13 protein-coding genes are annotated in these 16,118 nt (G+C 62.3%); 8 read left to right on the top strand and 5 right to left on the bottom strand.

What is annotated here, in order from left to right; translation table 11 throughout:
- Positions 1 to 15 precede the first annotated feature (15 nt).
- Positions 16 to 504: a tRNA adenosine(34) deaminase TadA gene (gene tadA, locus IMW82_RS03150; protein WP_108473203.1), complete on the top strand. Its 489-nt coding sequence runs from the start codon at positions 16 to 18 to the stop codon at positions 502 to 504.
- A gap of 3 nt (positions 505 to 507) precedes the next feature.
- Here the strand turns inward: tadA and IMW82_RS03145 are convergent, their stop codons facing one another.
- The 5 genes from IMW82_RS03145 to IMW82_RS03120 all read right to left on the bottom strand — a co-directional run bounded on the left by IMW82_RS03145 (position 508) and on the right by IMW82_RS03120 (position 7,254).
- Complete coding sequence (locus tag IMW82_RS03145) at positions 508 to 1,050, bottom strand: VOC family protein (RefSeq protein WP_244754146.1); 543 nt, start codon at positions 1,048 to 1,050, stop codon at positions 508 to 510.
- A 254-nt stretch (positions 1,051 to 1,304) separates the two neighbouring features.
- A complete protein-coding gene (locus tag IMW82_RS03140; protein WP_015447640.1) occupies positions 1,305 to 4,274 on the bottom strand; it encodes a Tn3 family transposase in 2,970 nt (989 codons plus the stop codon).
- Between the two features lie 47 nt (positions 4,275 to 4,321).
- On the bottom strand, positions 4,322 to 4,672 hold the full coding sequence (locus tag IMW82_RS03135; RefSeq protein WP_015447639.1) for a DUF3147 family protein: 351 nt from the start codon (positions 4,670 to 4,672) through the stop codon (positions 4,322 to 4,324).
- 300 nt (positions 4,673 to 4,972) lie between these two features.
- Positions 4,973 to 6,799 carry a cation-translocating P-type ATPase gene (locus IMW82_RS03125; protein WP_345777113.1) on the bottom strand — a complete coding sequence of 609 codons (1,827 nt, stop codon included), beginning with the start codon at positions 6,797 to 6,799 and terminating at the stop codon, positions 4,973 to 4,975.
- Positions 6,800 to 6,975: 176 nt separating this feature from the next.
- The gene (locus IMW82_RS03120) at positions 6,976 to 7,254 is read right to left on the bottom strand and encodes a metal/formaldehyde-sensitive transcriptional repressor (RefSeq protein WP_015447636.1); all 279 of its coding nucleotides are present in this window, start codon (positions 7,252 to 7,254) and stop codon (positions 6,976 to 6,978) included.
- 199 nt (positions 7,255 to 7,453) lie between these two features.
- Between IMW82_RS03120 and IMW82_RS03115 the strand changes: the two genes are divergently transcribed.
- From IMW82_RS03115 to IMW82_RS03085, 7 genes are all read left to right on the top strand, one after another.
- On the top strand, positions 7,454 to 7,783 hold the full coding sequence (locus IMW82_RS03115) for a hypothetical protein (protein ID WP_157769709.1): 330 nt from the start codon (positions 7,454 to 7,456) through the stop codon (positions 7,781 to 7,783).
- 259 nt (positions 7,784 to 8,042) lie between these two features.
- Positions 8,043 to 9,155, top strand: a complete 1,113-nt coding sequence (locus IMW82_RS03110; protein ID WP_015447634.1) for an efflux RND transporter periplasmic adaptor subunit — start codon at positions 8,043 to 8,045, stop codon at positions 9,153 to 9,155.
- A gap of 1 nt (position 9,156) precedes the next feature.
- Positions 9,157 to 12,240: a CusA/CzcA family heavy metal efflux RND transporter gene (locus tag IMW82_RS03105; RefSeq protein WP_211003824.1), complete on the top strand. Its 3,084-nt coding sequence runs from the start codon at positions 9,157 to 9,159 to the stop codon at positions 12,238 to 12,240.
- On the top strand, positions 12,233 to 12,550 hold the full coding sequence (locus IMW82_RS03100) for a DUF3240 family protein (RefSeq protein WP_015447632.1): 318 nt from the start codon (positions 12,233 to 12,235) through the stop codon (positions 12,548 to 12,550). The genes IMW82_RS03105 and IMW82_RS03100 overlap by 8 nt, the downstream gene beginning before the upstream one ends.
- Entirely contained in the window at positions 12,511 to 13,791 is a 1,281-nt protein-coding gene (locus IMW82_RS03095; RefSeq protein ID WP_211003823.1) for a TolC family protein, read from the top strand. Before IMW82_RS03100 ends, IMW82_RS03095 begins: the two co-directional genes overlap by 40 nt.
- A gap of 103 nt (positions 13,792 to 13,894) precedes the next feature.
- Entirely contained in the window at positions 13,895 to 15,232 is a 1,338-nt protein-coding gene (locus tag IMW82_RS03090; RefSeq protein WP_015447630.1) for an MFS transporter, read from the top strand.
- Positions 15,233 to 15,265: 33 nt separating this feature from the next.
- Entirely contained in the window at positions 15,266 to 15,973 is a 708-nt protein-coding gene (locus IMW82_RS03085) for a VIT family protein (RefSeq protein ID WP_015447629.1), read from the top strand.
- Positions 15,974 to 16,118 lie beyond the last annotated feature (145 nt).

The following is a 16,118-nucleotide window of genomic DNA, read 5'->3' as shown; positions in this document are numbered from 1 at the left end:
CCACAATATATTGAAATGACTGATGAAATAACCGAAAGCTCAGGTAAATTCTCAACTGCCGACATGCAGTACATGCAGCGTGCACTGCAGTTGGCGGCGCACGCCCGCGACGCCGAGCATGAGGTGCCAGTGGGAGCCGTGCTGGTGCAGGGCGGGGACATCGTCGGGCTGGGCTGGAACCGCAACATCACCCTGCATGACCCGACCGCCCACGCCGAGATCATGGCCATGCGTGCCGCCGGCGAGAAACTGGCCAACCACCGCCTGTCCGGAGCCACGCTGTACGTCACGCTGGAGCCGTGCTCGATGTGCGCGATGGCGATGATCCACGCCCGCCTTGGCCGGGTGGTCTACGCCGCCGCCGATCCCAAGACCGGTGCCGCCGGCAGCGTGTTCGACACCCTCATCGACACCCGCCACAACCATCGCATCGAGGTGGCCGGAGGCCTGCTGGCCGAGGAATCCGCCGGCATGCTGCGCGAATTCTTCCGCTCGCGCCGCTGAGCATCAGTCGCCGTCGGACTGGGCATCGATTGTGGCCAGCGTGCTCCCGGCAGGTGCATGACGATGGCTGCCGATCAATTGCAGACGAAGCCCCCAAGGTGCCACGAAATCCAGCACCATGCGGCCGGCCAGCGGGCCGGATGCCATTCGGTGCGGCGTGCCGGTGACGCTGGCGCCGTCGTGCTGCAGCCATTGCCCGGCATGCAGCACGTCGTCCGAAACAAACTGCAACGGCCGAACAGCCGGGCGCGACACGGAAGAGGGTGAGCTGCCGCGATTGTCGAACAGCTCGATGACCGAGCCCGCATCACAGGACATCAGGCGGGACGCCGGCACTCCACCTGGCGAGGCCAGGGCAGTTGCGGAATCCGGGCCGATCAGGCGGCAATCCAGGGCGTTCTGGAAAAAAGCCACGGCTTGCGCCAGATCCGGCACGCCGATCCGGGCATAGTCGCCGCCGTACAGCGTCGCCGCGCGGGTGCTCGCGGGCACGATCCCGACCAGGCCGAAAGCCAGAAGCAGCAGCATGAATAGTGATTTGCCCATGGATCCGTGCAGCCGGATATGCGTTGGGCAGCTACATGGTCATCGGCCATTCCCTGCAAAACCCCTGACTGATGACCTGTCAGTTTCCCTGGGCGAACGATCATCCGGCACCGACTTCGTTCCCGTGCGGAAACGGTGCGATCGCCCGCATGCTGTTTATCTGCCGCGCCGCAACCCCGATTCTGTGGTCGCGCAAACAGAGGTTCGGCCGGGATTCTGGAAATTTTCGCAAAATGAGCAATAAGTCCTTGAGGCTACAAGGTAAATTTAATGTCTTTGGCCATGGCGCTTTGGTATCGCTCAAAGTCCAGTGAGTAGTGGCCTAGCCGATTGATATGCTCTCGCCGGTATGGCGACAGCCGATTCAGCAGCTCTTCGCTGAGCGGAACGCCCTGCTCTTGAAGAACTTTCAGCGTCCGCGACATCGTATGGACGTTGTGCAGGATGACCATGTTGGCCACGAGGTGGTTGTATTTCACGACTTTTCGCTGCTCGTGGCGAATGTTTTCCGCAATGATTCCGTCATTCGCGAAGTGCAACCATTGGGCGAAGTCGTTGAACTGCTCGCTCTTGTTCGTCGACTGGTGGATCACGCGGCGCAGCTCAACATCATTGATGTAGTTCAGGAGGAACCGGGTTCGAATCGCCCGACCGAGTTCGCGGAACGCGAAATACAGCTTGTTCTTGCGGCTGGCCACACCCAAGCGCCGAAGGATCATTGAGGGAGTGATCCGCCCTGCCTTGATCGAGATGGCCACGCGCAGCATGTCCGGGTAGTGCCGCTCGATGAGCTCCCAGTTGATCGCTTCGGTGAATAAGCTGTTGATGTGATCGTATTTGGCCTTCCGGTCGGGCTTGTAGAACACCAGCTGTTTGATGCCACGGATACGCGGCATGAGACGGATGCCCAAGAGGTGCGACAAGCCGAACACGGGTGCACTCTGAGCCTGCGTGTCACCGTGGATCGTGTCCGGCTGCACATCAGATTCATTCTTGATCAGGCCGTCGAGGATATAAACCGCCTCATGCACGCCACACGGAATGAAGTTGCTGAAGAGCGCGATGTACATATCCGAGACATGGTAATAGCCGATGCCACCGTAACCGCCATAGCGAACGTGGTACTCCGATAGTAGGTTCTGCTCGTAGATGCTCCACTTCGTGCCGTCGGCCGAAACGTGTTTGCCGGTGCCCCAGAATTTGGGCAAGGCGAAGGTGTTGAAGGCGTTGATCACCCGTACGATCGCCTTGTCCAAACGTTCCTCGGTGATATGGCGAAGGTTGAGCCACGCGACCTGCTTGCGACTCAGCCCCTGCACCGAGCGCGCTGTCTGCGTGGGGCCCAGGTTGCAGCCGTAGCAAAACAAGGTGGTGATGAAGCGTTTTCGTGGGTCGTCGATCTTGGTTTCAAAGCCGGACAATGGTCCGAACAATCGATGTAGGTCGAGCCACTGCTCGGACTCGGTCAGCAGGTCCAGTATGTTGACGGGAGGCATATCCTCCTTGAGTCGTGCCTCCAACAGAGCCAACTCCGGTGGATCCTGCTTGCGGTCGAGCCGCTGGATGACCAGACCGTTGTCACCGATCCGTACGAACTCGTTCTCGGGAAAGCTGTCGTCCACCTGCTTGGCCAGCGTCGACATCTCAGCCTTGAGTTGTGCAACAAAACCCGCGCCATCCTTGGGCAGCGAGGTGATATCGCAGTAGCGGCTCAGTTCCCCGCCGTACTCATCCCAAGACACCAGATGTTCCCGGTAGTCATCGAAGTCGTTGCTGTGCGCCGAGTACAGATCGCCGGACTGCAGGTCTTTCATGATCGACATGCAGATGAACAGTTCGAGGTATTTTCGATGGATACGTGGTTCGTCTTCTGGCGACACCACTGCGATCAGGCGATACCAGGCGTCGGGCAGCCAACGCTTCAGATCGATGCCCTTGGGCAACACCGCTAGATCGAGGTGTTCGCGGCGTGCCGTGCGCCACTCTCGGATCCAGGCGATGGCTCGTACCAGCGTATCGTCTTGTGAGCTGGACTGAAGTTCGAGCACGTCCAGGCATTGATACAGCAACGCACGTTTGTTCCCGTAGGGTTTCAACATGAAGGGAAGATAGTTGTTCCCCGCGAAGGCGGCGTGCTCATCGCATTGGATGATCCATTGTTCCGGATCATCGCCCAGCACCCGTTCCATATTTGCCACGCGCTTCTTGGCCGACTCGCCCTCTTGCATGGCGGCCAGCACCTCGCGAAATTGGCCAATCAGACGATCGGTTTGCTCGGCATGGTCCAAGCGATACTGGCGCAGCCGCTCCTCGGCCTGGTTGTCGATGCCATGCATGATCTTGATGAAAATGTTCGCTACGTCGTCAGTGGCTTTCTCCAACTGCGACTGGATCAGCAGCACGGCCAGGGTATGACGTTTGATCAGCTTGACGGTTCGGATGTCCTTCGCATCCAACGCCCGAGCTTCCAACATCAACTGATGGCGCTTGGTCACCGCCATCTCGCGGGTATCGGGTAATCCATGACCCAGGCTTTTGAGCCAGCGGATATGCTCAAGAAATTTTGCCACTTCACGCACGGCGGGCCTTTTCGGTTCACGCTTGAGCTGATCCCATAGGGTGACCCCACGCCGCTGCAGGATCAGGTCGTCCAGCATCTGGCGCTGTTCGGCCGACAACTGCTCCGTGACCGATTTGAAGATTGCGGTGTTGACAGCGTTACGCGCCGCCCGCGCGGCACGCACAAGCTGAGTGAACCCGGGTAGTTCGAATTTCTGCCGAACGAGTTCTTCAATGAGGACATTGATGATGTCCTCCAATTCCTGTTTGGTCGAGGCCGCCTCGCGGGCAACTTGATCCAGCCAGGACCAATCGGTTTCCACAAACCGCTGCACACCGATAAAGTCACGGATCTTCTGCAGATGTCGCGAGCGGCTTCCCGACGCGTCGTAAGCCTTCAATTCGCGCATGGTGGGAACACGCATCTGGGCACTGCTACATACGTGATCGACAATCACACGCGGCAACGTCGACAGCAACTCGAAGTAACCCAAGCGCTGAAGGATTTTTAGCTGGATCAACAGCAATGCCTGGGTGGGCTTACGTGCGGAAACTCCCATGGCAAACGCGCACTCATCGGCCGTGGGCGTGTATATGACCGCCAGTTCACGGGCGCTGAGATCCTTCTTCAATTGGGGATAGGCAGTGTCCTGAATCGTGCTCATGCGAATCCACGGTGCGACATGCTTGCCGCCGCCAAAAAAAGAAGAAGCTAAAGCAATTTGATCCCGAAGGGCTTGACGGCCAGCGCAAAAATGCCAAAGCACACCACCGTAATGACTGCGCTCAGTGCCAATGCAGGCCAGAAACCGAAGCGTGCAAACAGACGCGGAAAGATCAGGAACATCGGCAGCGTCGGCACGACATACCAGAACGTATACCAGGCGTGATTCGCGATCTTCTCCGCGGGCTGCTTGTCCAGATAGAGCCAGGTCAGCGCGAGCAGCGTCACCAGCGGAAGTGATGCAAGCAAGGCGCCTAACCGATCGCTGCGTTTGGCCAGTTCGGAGACGGCTACTACGACAGCTGCGGTGATGAGGTATTTGGTGATGCTCCACGGCATGGTGGTGGCTCGACAGGATGGTGTAGGAAGAAGTTTTCGCTAAGCGGCGAGGGCTGGAACGCGGTGTTTCCGCAGTGCAGTCGGCGCGCCGTTACACCTTGGCCAGGCGATCCTTGAAATCAGCGACCGCCCTTCAGCTTGTGAGCCCGTCGCGCAAGATCCGCCAAGATCTCCCGCCGCCGATAATCGGTGAGCTTCCGCCACTGACGAATCTCCGTTGTCGTGCGGAAGCAGCCAACGCACACGTCGGCTTTTCGATTGAACCGACAGACGTCGCCGCAAGGTGACGCAAGCGCCATGTCAGTGATGCTCTGCAACTAGCCGTACGGCACCGGGTTTCTCTTTGGACTCAACGGCCGGCAGCAATCGGGCCGAATTAAGGATGAAGGTCATCTCCGAAGCGACATGGATAAAAGCGGCAAGCAAAGGATTCAGCAAGCCGGCGGCGGCCAGCGCGATGCCGACGAGATCCACCGCCACCGTGCCGACGAAGTTGGCCCAGATGATGCGTCGCGTACGTCGTGCCAGCTGCAGTGTCTGCACGAACTTGACCAGATCGTTACCCAGCAGCACTACGTCCGCGCTCTCGCGGGCGACATCGGTGCCCGAGCCCATCGCCACGCCGACATGCGCCTTCATCAGGGCGGGCGCATCGTTGATGCCGTCGCCGACCATGGCCACCACGGCCTTGCCGGCGGTCAGCTGTTCGATGTAGGCGAGTTTGGCGTCCGGCAGCACGTCGGCCACGATGGTGTCGATACCCAGCTCGGCGCCCACGGCTTGGGCGACGGCCTTGGTATCGCCAGTCAACAGCACGGTGCGAAGACCCATGGCGTGCATTGCCTGCAGCGCGCTTCGCGATTCGCTGCGGATGGTATCGGCGACGATGGCCATGCCCAGCCACGCATCGCCACGGGCCAGCCATACCTTGGCGGCGGCCGGCTGCTGCGTCAGCAGCTCCTCGGGCAGCGCGATGCCACACTTGCGCAACAGCGCTTCATTGCCCACCAGGATGCGCTCGCCGTTGACGGTGGCGGAAATGCCGAGGCCCGGCGTGTACTGAAAAGCCTCCGGCTCGACGGGTGTCACGCCCTGCGCACGCACATAACGCACCAGCGTCTTGCCCAATGGGTGCTCCGAACGCAGCTCAGCGGATGCCATCAGCCGTAGGACATCGTCGACGACGGCACCAGGGGCGACCACCAGTGACTGCACTTCCGGCTCGCCATAAGTCAGCGTGCCGGTCTTGTCCAGCACAACGGTATCCACCCGGCCGAGCTGCTCCAGATACAGGCCGCCCTTGATGATGGCGCCGCCACGCGCCGCGCGACCAATGGCACCCAGGATCGCCAGCGGCGTACCGGCGGCGATGCCGCAGGCCCCGGCGACGATGATCACGGAAATGGTGGCGCGAATGTCCCGCGTGATCAGGTAGGTCAGCAGCGCTGCGGCCAGCGCGAAATAGACCAGGTAGCCGGCCATTCTGTCGGCTAGCCCTTGCACCGGAGCGCGCGAACGCTCCGCCTCTTCCACGGCATCGATGATCTTGCCGTAGCTGGTGTCGCGGCCGATCCGTTGCGCCAGAATTTCCAGCGCGCCGGATTGATTGATGGAGCCGGCATATACCTCGGTGCCGGCAGTCTTTTCCACCGGCATGGATTCGCCGGTAATCCGCGCCTGGTCGACAAACGAATGCCCATCGACGACGCGGCCGTCGACGGGAATGCGGCCGCCTGGATTGACCAGCACGGTATCGCCCACGGCGAGTGAGCCGCTGTCGACTTCGCGGATCGCGCCATCACGTCGAACCGAGACCTCGCGCGGCAGGAAATCCAGCAGATCGCGAATGGCGCGTCGCCCGCGCGATACCGTCATGCCCTCCAGCACCTCGGCCACCAGCACGAACACGGTGATCATCAGCGCGGTGAAGAATTCCGAGATGGCGGCCGCCGCAACGATCGCGATAGTCATCGACAATTCCATTGTCATGCGCCGCGCGAGCAGGTTCTCTATCGCCTCCTTGAAGATCGGCCAACCGCCGATCAGCAATCCAGCCACGCCGATCACGCTGAATCGGGGCCACGGTTCCCACCAGTGAAACCACACGGCGATCGCCGCCAGCGCCACGGCACCGATGCGCAGCGCCTCCGGGATGTCGAAAGCGTGTTCGTGATCATGCGGCTCGGCCGCCGGCGCGATCGTGCGCTGCTCTGCCTGCGCCGATAGATCCGTGTCAGCACGCGGCTGGGGGTCGGTCATGAGGAACTCCTGATTGCTGCAGACTGGGTTGCGGCGAAACTTGATTACTTCAGATACGTGCGGATCACGTCGATCAGTTCTTGCGCGCCTTGCTTGCGTTCCGCGGGATCGGTGATGTCCGGATGGGCCACGTGCATCTCGATATGGTCCTCGACGACCTTGGCCATCAGTCCATTGATCGCGCCGCGGATCGCGGCGATTTGTCGCAGGATCTCGGCACAGTCCTTTTCGCTGTTCAGTGCCCGTTCGACGCCTTCGATCTGGCCCTTGATACGGCGCACGCGGCCAAGCAACTTGCTGTTGTCCTTCGCCAGATGTCCCATGAACTTCTCCTTGCCGGCAACCGTCGTGATCGTAGACGGGCTATAATATACCCCCCTATGGTATTATAGCCATCGCCACCCGCTGCAATTTCTCGTGATGGCTTGCCTGTTTCGTCCGTACCCCGCATGCTGAGTTCCCATGTCTGCCCTTCGAACCATCCGCCGATTGCATCGACGCCATCTCACGATGGTGCGGTGGATGCTGTTGCTGGTGTTGGCCATCGTGATGTTGTCGACGATGCCGCGGTGGGTGGTCCATGCTCACGACGGCAACCAGGCGTCCGGGTTCCTGCTTACGGCTGATCAGACCCTCGAGCACCATGTGGCCAATGCCGATGTCGCTGACATGACGCCATCCGATGTTTCGCATACCCATGTGCATTACCTTGCCGGTGCAGCCTTCACGCTGCCCGCGCTGTTCGGCCAGCTTCATCAGCTCAACCCGGCGGGCAATCACTGCCCGCCGTGGCGCAATGCGCTGACGCCGCAAGGCTTGCTCGCCACGCTGCACCGCCCTCCTATCGCCTGATCGCCACGTTGACCGGCCGATAACGGCCTTTCGTTGACCCGATCCGATCGGAGCACGCTGGTGTCTTCTTTGCGTTGTCCTCGCCGGCTGCCGTGCGCAGCTGGGTCGGGCTTGTCCGTGGCTGCGGGCAACCCGATGGGATTTTTTCTTCCTCTTCCCCTGCTGGCGTCCGGGCTTTTGGCTCGATGCAAGGCCTCTCTGTGCCGCTTTCTTGCGGCACAAGCGCGCCTGATTCATTCCCTCTCTGGAGTCCTGTCCCATGAGTTATCGACTGTGGCGAACTGGCGCGCGCAGCGCGCTGGTTGGTGCCTTGCTTTTCCCGGTGGCTGCTGTCGCCGTCAACAACACGTTTCCGGTATCCGCCGCACAGATGCGCGCCCTGGGCATTACCGTGCAACGGCTGGACAAACCCGCCGCGATCCGTGGCCTGAGTTATCCGGCGCGGGTGATTCTGCCGCCCCAGCAGGATGTGGTGATCAGCGCGCCGGTCGCCGGTGTCGTCGAGCAATTGCTGGTGACCGAACATCAACGATTGACGATCGGCCAACCGTTGTTGCGATTGGCCAGCCCGGAATTCGGTGAGCTGCAGTTGGCCGCGCTGGAAGCGGCCAACAAGAACCGCCTGGCGCAGCAGACCTTGCAGCGCGAGAAGCAGCTGTTCGCCGAAGGCATCGTGCCGCAACGTCGCTTGCTCGAAGCCGAGGCCGCAGCCAGCGATGGCAAGGCAGGCTTGCGCCAGACCAGCGCCGCGCTGCGCCTGGCGGGCCTGGACGCGCCGGCCGTTGCTCGCCTGATCGGCTCCGGTGCCTTGCAGGAATCATTGACGCTGAAGGCGCGTAGCGCGGGGCTCGTGGTCGATCTGCAGGCCAAACCGGGCCAGCGGGTCGCTGCCGCCGACCCGCTGCTGCGCATTGCCGATCCCAGCCAACTGTGGCTGGACATCCAGATTCCGGCCAAGCGCGCCGATGCCTGGGCGAAGGACGGCGACATCACCGTCGTGGGACGCCCCGTCACGGCCCGACCGATGCAGGCTGGAGCCGTGGTGGGCGAAGGCCAGACCGTGAGCCTGCGTGCGCGAATCAGCGCCGGGGTCGATCGCGTACGACCGGGCGAGGCCGTGCAGGTGCAGGTGCCATTTGCCGATCGCGCGAATGCGTGGTCGCTGCCGTTGGCAGCCGTCGCCCGCCAGGGTGAGCAGGCCTACGTGTTTGTCCGGACCGCTCAGGGTTTCGACGCGCGCAAGGTCAACGTGGTCGCCAGCGCTGGGCAATCGGTAAGCGTGCTAGGCCCTCTCAAGAGCGCCGACCAGGTCGCCGTCAGCAGCGTGATCGCGCTGAAGGCCGCCTGGCTCGGCGAGAGCGGGGGCGAATGAGATGCTCAATCGCCTGATTCAATTCGCGCTCGCCCAACGGTTGTTCGTGCTGTTGGCTGCCGCCTTGCTGGCCGCCGCCGGCTGGTTCGCCTTCCAGCACCTGCCGATCGATGCCTTCCCCGACGTCTCCAGCACCCAGGTCAAGGTGATCATGAAAGCGCCGGGTATGACCCCGGAAGAGATCGAGACCCGGATTGCGATTCCGATCGAAGTGGAGATGCTGGGCATCCCCGATCAGCGCATGCTGCGTTCGGTGTCCAAGTACGGCCTGGTCGACGTGACCATCGACTTTCAGGATGGCACCGACATCTACTGGGCGCGTCAGCAGGTGGCCGAACGCTTGAACGGCATCCTCGCCGATTTGCCCGAAGGCATCAGCGGCGGTATGGCGCCGATCACCACGCCGCTGGGCGAGATGTTCATGTTCACCGTGGAAGCGGAAAACATGTCGATCACCGAACGTCGAAGCCTGCTTGATTGGGTGATCCGGCCGGCGCTGCGCGCCGTGCCGGGCGTAGCCGACGTCAACGCGCTCGGTGGCTTGGTGCGCAGTTACGAGGTGGTGCCCGACCCGGTGAAGCTGGCCGCGGTGGGTCTTTCGACCAACGACTTGCAAGCGGCGATCGGTGCCAACAACCGCAACGACGGCGCCGGCCGGCTCAGCGAGGGTGACGAGGTGCTGCTGGTTCGCACCGAGGGCAACATCCGCCATCTGGACGATCTGCGCGCCATCGTCGTCACCCGCAAGGATGGCGTGCCGGTGCGCATGGGTGATGTCGCCGAAGTGCGCATCGGTGCGCTGACGCGCTATGGCGTCGTCACCAAGGACGGTCGCGGCGAAGCCGTCGAAGGCCTGGTGCTCGGCCTGGCCGGCGCCAACGCCCGCGACGTGGTGAGCGGCGTGGAGAAAAAGCTCGCGGAGCTGGCACCGAGCCTTCCCGCGGGCGTGAAGCTGCAGGTGTTCTACAACCGCGCCGACCTGGTCAACAAGGCCGTGGGCACGGTCACGAAGGCGCTGATCGAAGGCACGCTGTTGGTGCTCGTGCTGTTGGGTGCGTTCCTGGGCAACGTACGGGCGGCGATCACGGTCGCCGTGGTCTTGCCACTGGCGGCGCTGGCCACCTTCATCCTGATGCGCGTGGGCGGGATGTCGGCCAACCTGATGAGCCTCGGCGGTCTGGCAATCGCCATCGGCATGCTGGTCGATGCGGCGGTCGTGGTGGTGGAAAACATCGTGCAGCACCTGGCCCATGACAAGGCCGGTGGCAAACTGCCGCGTCTGCACATCATCTTTCGCGCCGTACGCGAAGTGGCGGTGCCGGTCACGGCCGGCATCCTGATCATCATAACGGTGTTCCTGCCGCTGCTGACCTTGCAGGATCTGGAAGGCAAGATGTTCGTGCCGGTGGCATTGACCATCGCGTTTGCGCTGGCCAGCTCGCTGGTGCTGTCGCTGACGGTGATTCCGGTGCTGGCGTCGTTCCTGCTCAGGAAGGTTCCACGCGACGATCCGTGGCTGCCGCGCAAACTGCTGGCCGCCTACCGCCCGGCGCTGGCGTGGGCCATGCGGCGTCAACGCGTGGTGTTCATTGCCGCGGGCGTGATGTTGGCGGTCACGATCGGTGTCTACGTGATGGTCGGCAAGACGTTCATGCCGACCATGAATGAGGGCGACCTGATCGTCGGTATCGAGAAACTGCCCAGCGTGAGCCTGGAGGAAAGCGCCGCGCTCGATCTGAAGATCCAGCAGGCACTGATGTCGAAGGTCCCCGAGATCATCGGCGTGGTGGCCCGCGCCGGCTCTGACGAGATCGGCCTGGACCCGATGGGATTGAACCAGACCGACACGTTTCTGGTACTCAAGCCCACCAACGAATGGCAGGCCAAAGACAAAGGCGCGTTGATCACCAAAATTCGCGGCGTACTCGATGAACTGCCAGGCATCAAATACAGCTTCACCCAGCCGATCGACATGCGCGTGCAGGAAATGATCATCGGCGTGCGCGGCGACTTGGCGATCAAGGTGTTTGGCCCCGACCTCGCGATATTGGACGAGCTCGCGAGCCAGATCGAAGCGCAGGTGAAAACCGTTCCTGGAAACCAGGACGTCTACACCGTGCAGAACGACGGCGTGCAATACCTGCGGGTGATCGTGGATCGGCTGGCGGCCGGTCAGTTTGGTCTGTCGGTAGAAGACGTGCAGGACGCGCTGCGCGCCCAGATCGAAGGACAGCGCGCCGGCTTGGTGATCGAAGGCAACCAGCGCGTGCCGATCGTGCTGCGCGGACCGGAGCGCGTGAAGCTGTCGCCAGCGGAGTTCGCGATGCTGCGCATCACGGCCGCCGATGGCACCAGCGTGCCGTTGGAAAGCGTGGCCAGGCTGGTGCGCGATGGCGGCCCGGTGAAGATCGATCGCGAGATGGGCAGCCGCTACAGCGTGGTCATCGCCAACGTCAGCGGCCGCGATCTGGTGGGCTTCGTGGAAGAGGCCAAGGCAAAGATCGCCAAGGCGGTGAGCTTGCCGACCGGTTACCGGATCAGCTGGGGCGGACAGTTCGAGAACCAGCAGCGGGCGGCGGCGCGGCTGACACTGGTGGTGCCGCTCGCGCTCGGCGTGATCTTCCTGATCCTGTTCTCCACCTTCGGATCCGTACGCCAATCGCTGCTGGTGCTGAGCAATATCCCGTTCGCGCTGATGGGCGGCGTCATCGCCTTGTGGGTGACGGGGGAATACCTCTCGGTACCGGCATCGGTCGGCTTTATCGCGCTGCTCGGTATCGCAGTGCTCAACGGCGTGGTGCTGGTCAGCTACTTCAATCAGCTGCACGCCGAAGGATTGAGTCGACTGCAATGCGTCGTCGTCGGTGCCGAGCGCCGTCTGCGTCCGGTGATGATGACCGCCTCGATCACCGCCTTCGGCCTGATCCCGCTGCTGTTCGCCAGCGGTCCGGGCTCCGAAGTGCAGCGACCGCTGGCGATCGTGGTCATCGGTGGCCTGGTCACCGCCACTGCGCTGACCCTGATCCTGCTTCCCATCCTTTACCTGCGGTTCGCCCATGCAACCGCGGAGGTATGTCATGGATAAGTCCACGTTCGATAAATGCAGTTTTTCCCTGGTTTGTGCGACGGACATCGAAGAAAAACTCCTCGACACGTTGCTGCTCAATTTTGGCGACGAGGTCTTCTTCAGCCTGCCCACCTTCAGTCATGGAACCGCCGGCGGCCTGTTGAATCCGCTGGAACAAGTGCTCGGGCGCAGTCGCTCGGTCTACGTGCAAATTCTGCTGACCAAGGCCGAAAGCGAATCCCTGCAGCAGCTGCTGCACGCGGATTTCGCCGGTACCGGTATTCGTTATTGGGTGTCGCCGATTTCGCTGGAAGGAGAACTCGCATGAAGCGCTGGTGGAGTTTGCTTTTACTGGGCATGGCGTCCTGTTCGATCTCGGCGATGGACGTCGACATGCCCACGCCCACCGATCTGCCCTCCACCGAATCAGCGCAGGTTTGGCTGCGGCAGGACCCCGCGGTGCAGGAAGCGTTGGCGGACATGGCCGGTGCTGGTCACGTGGCCGGCATGTTGCGTGCTTCGCCGCATGAATGGACGGTCAAGGCGACCTCGCAACAACGTCGTTACGAAGCGGGTCCCACATCTCGTGAATGGGCAGCGCAACTGGAGCGCACGATCCGCTTGCCCGGCAAGAAGGCGATGGATCGCCAGCTGGGCGACGTGGAAGTCGACCTGGCACAGGCGCGTCTGGGTGAGGCGATCCATGAGGCGGCACGCAGCCTGCTGGATCTGTGGATGGCTTGGGCGCAAACCGAGCACGCGAAGAAGTTGATAGCCGAACAAACCACGTTTGCGCAGTCCAACCTGCAGGCGGCCAAGACGCGGCAGCGTGCGGGGGATGCATCGCGCCTGGAGGTGAATGTCGCCGCCGGCGATCTGGTTGAAATTCAGCAACGATTTGCGCAAGCCAGCGCCGAGGCGGCCAAGGCGCAAGCACGGCTGCGAATCCGTTTCCCGGACGTGCCGTCGGGTCTGCCTACGCTCAGCGAACCGCAACCCGTCGCCATGCCGGAACAGGCATGGCATGAGCTGGTGATGGCCAGCAGCGACCCGTTGCGCATTGCCGAGCTGGAAATGCGCAAAGCGGAACAGCAAGCTGACCGCGCGCGCGCCGACCGATTGCCTGATCCGACGGTCGGCGTATTCACCGCCTCCGAAGCGTTCAGTCGCGAACGCATCATCGGTGTCAGTGTGTCGATCCCGTTGCCGGGTGGCTATCGCCGTGAACGCCTCGGCCAGGCTCTGACCGCCGTGGACGCGGCGACCGCCGCCCGCGATCGCCAGCAAAGGGTCGTCGAGACCGAAATCGCCGAGGCCTATGCCGATGCCAGCGGCAACCACGCGCGCTGGCAACTGGCTACGAAAGGCGCGCGCCATGCGGCCGATACCGCGCGGCTGACCCAGCGCGCCTATACGCTGGGGGAAGCCGACGTGCAGACCTTGCTGCTGGCTCGCCGGCAATCGCTGCAAGCCTCGGAAGCGGCTCTTGACGCGCGCGTTACCGCCCTGCGTGCGTACTATCGCCTGCTCATCGACGCCCACCGAATCTGGGGGCTGGCCCACGAGTAAGCTGCACGACGGACCGATCCGGCGAATGAAGTTCCATCGGGTCGGCGGTTTTTGCTTGGCGAATTCCGACGGCGCCAAGCTTCCTTATCCACTGGAGCCATGCATGCTGTTTGAAGTCCTTACCGATCGCGTCTATCGGCACCTGTTTGCGGCACAGGCCACCTCGCTGATCGGCACCGGTTTGATGACCGTAGCGTTGGGTCTGCTGGCTTATGACCTCGCCGGTGACCGCGCCTCGGTGGTGCTCGGCACGGCGCTGGGCATCAAGATGGCGGTCTATGTGCTGGTCGCGCCGCTGGCCACCGCATACACCGCGCGGTGGCCGCGCAAACCCTTTCTGGTCAGCATGGATCTGATCCGGGCGGTTCTGGTCTTGTGCCTGCCATGGGTCACTGCTGTGTGGCAGATCTATGTGCTGGTCGCCGTCTTGCAGACTTGCTCGGCGGCCTTCACCCCGACCTTCCAGGCCACCATCCCCGAAGTGCTGACCGATGAGGCGCAGTACACCCGCGCGCTGTCGCTGTCGCGCCTGGCCTACGATCTGGAAAACCTGCTCAGCCCGCTGCTGGCGGCACTGCTGCTGGGGGTGATCAGTTTCCGTGGATTGTTCGGCTTCACCTTGCTCGGCTTCGTCAGTTCCGCGGCCTTGGTGGCGACCATTCCACTCCCGCGTCGGCTCGCGCTGGCGGCGGTACGGCCCAAAGTGTTGGCCGGCATGCGCCGCTACCTCGCCACGCCAAGGTTGCGCGGCATGCTGTGCCTGAGTTTCGCCGAGGCGGCCGCCGGTTCACTGGTCATCGTCAACACCGTCATCTATGTGCGCGACTGGCTGGGCGGCAACAATCGCGACGTGGCGTTGACCACCGCGGTATTCGGCGGCTTCTCGATGGTGGCGGCGCTCAGCCTGCCACGCTTGCTCAAACGCTGGCCCGATCGGAGCGTGATGCTGAGTGGTGCCGTGCTGGCCGGCTTGGGTCTGGTGCTCTTCGCGGCGCTCGCTTCACTGGTTCCGGTGGCGGAACGTCGATGGTTGATCGCCGCCGCATGGGGGCTGATCGGCGCTGGCTACGCCGCCATACTCACTCCGGGCGGCCGTTTGCTGAAGCGTTCGGGTAACGCCGAGGATCGACCGGCCTTGTTTGCCGCGCAATTTTCCCTGTCCCACGCCTGCTGGCTGTTGATGTATCCCCTGGCAGGCTGGCTGGGCACCTTGTCATCGCCAGCGTGGGGCGCCGCATCGATGGCAGTCATCGTGGTCATGGCGGTGGTCGCGGGTTTCCTGCTATGGCCGTCGCGCGATCCCGAGGTGCTCATCCATCATCACGACGATCTGCCGCTCGATCATTCCCACCTGACCTCAGGCGAAGTGGCCTCCGGGCATGTGCATGCCCATCCATATGTCATCGACGACATGCATCCGCATTGGCCCTCACCGAAATGAAGAAAGCGCCGCCAACAGGGAGAATGACCGCAAATGCCCTTGCAGAGTTCTGACAAACATCGAATCGGCCGCAGCGGGTGGCTGCGCGCGGCTGTCCTGGGTGCGGATGATGGAATTCTTTCGACCGCAAGCCTCGTGCTGGGTGTTGCCTCGGCACAAGCCACTCACACAGCGATCCTAGTTGCCGGTATGGCGGGATTGGTGGCCGGCTCGATGTCCATGGCCGCCGGTGAATACGTCTCCGTTCACTCACAAGCCGATACGGAAAAGGCTGAATTGAACCGCGAACGTCAACATTTGCGTAATGACGATGATGGTGAGCACAGGGAGCTGGCCGCGATCTATGCCAAGCGTGGACTTGATCCCAACTTGGCCAGCCAAGTCGCAGCTCAATTGATGAGTCACAACGCGTTGGATGCCCATGCGCGCGACGAGTTGGGTATCACCGAGACGCTCAAGGCACGCCCATTGCAAGCCGCGTTGGCCTCGGGGCTCAGCTTCTTTGCGGGCGCTGCATTGCCGTTGCTGGTGGTCGCCCTCGCGCCCACGGAAATGTTGATCGTACTGGTGGCGGCCACTTCGCTGATCTTGCTTACGCTACTAGGCGGTTTGGCAGCGTATGCCGGTGGGGCGAATATGGTCCGGGGTGCATGGCGCATTAGTTTTTGGGGGATGCTTGCGATGGGCGTTACCGCTGGCGTCGGCAAAATCGTCGGCTCGGTGTTCGGGGTTGGCGGATAACTGAAGCCAAGCGTACGCGCTGTCTCGGTACTGACGGTCGCATCACCTCGTTGGGTGAATACATCGCCGAGGAGTGTGCTGATCGCGATATCGTCTTCCACAATGACAAGACGCATCGCTCCATAGCGGCGCTCCCTCGGGTCTA

The sequence above is a fragment of the Rhodanobacter sp. B2A1Ga4 genome, from assembly GCF_018101315.1.
Taxonomy (GTDB): domain Bacteria; phylum Pseudomonadota; class Gammaproteobacteria; order Xanthomonadales; family Rhodanobacteraceae; genus Rhodanobacter; species Rhodanobacter thiooxydans_A.
The sequence above is the reverse complement of the archived record's forward strand: the minus strand, read 5'-3'. Positions and strand labels throughout refer to the sequence as shown.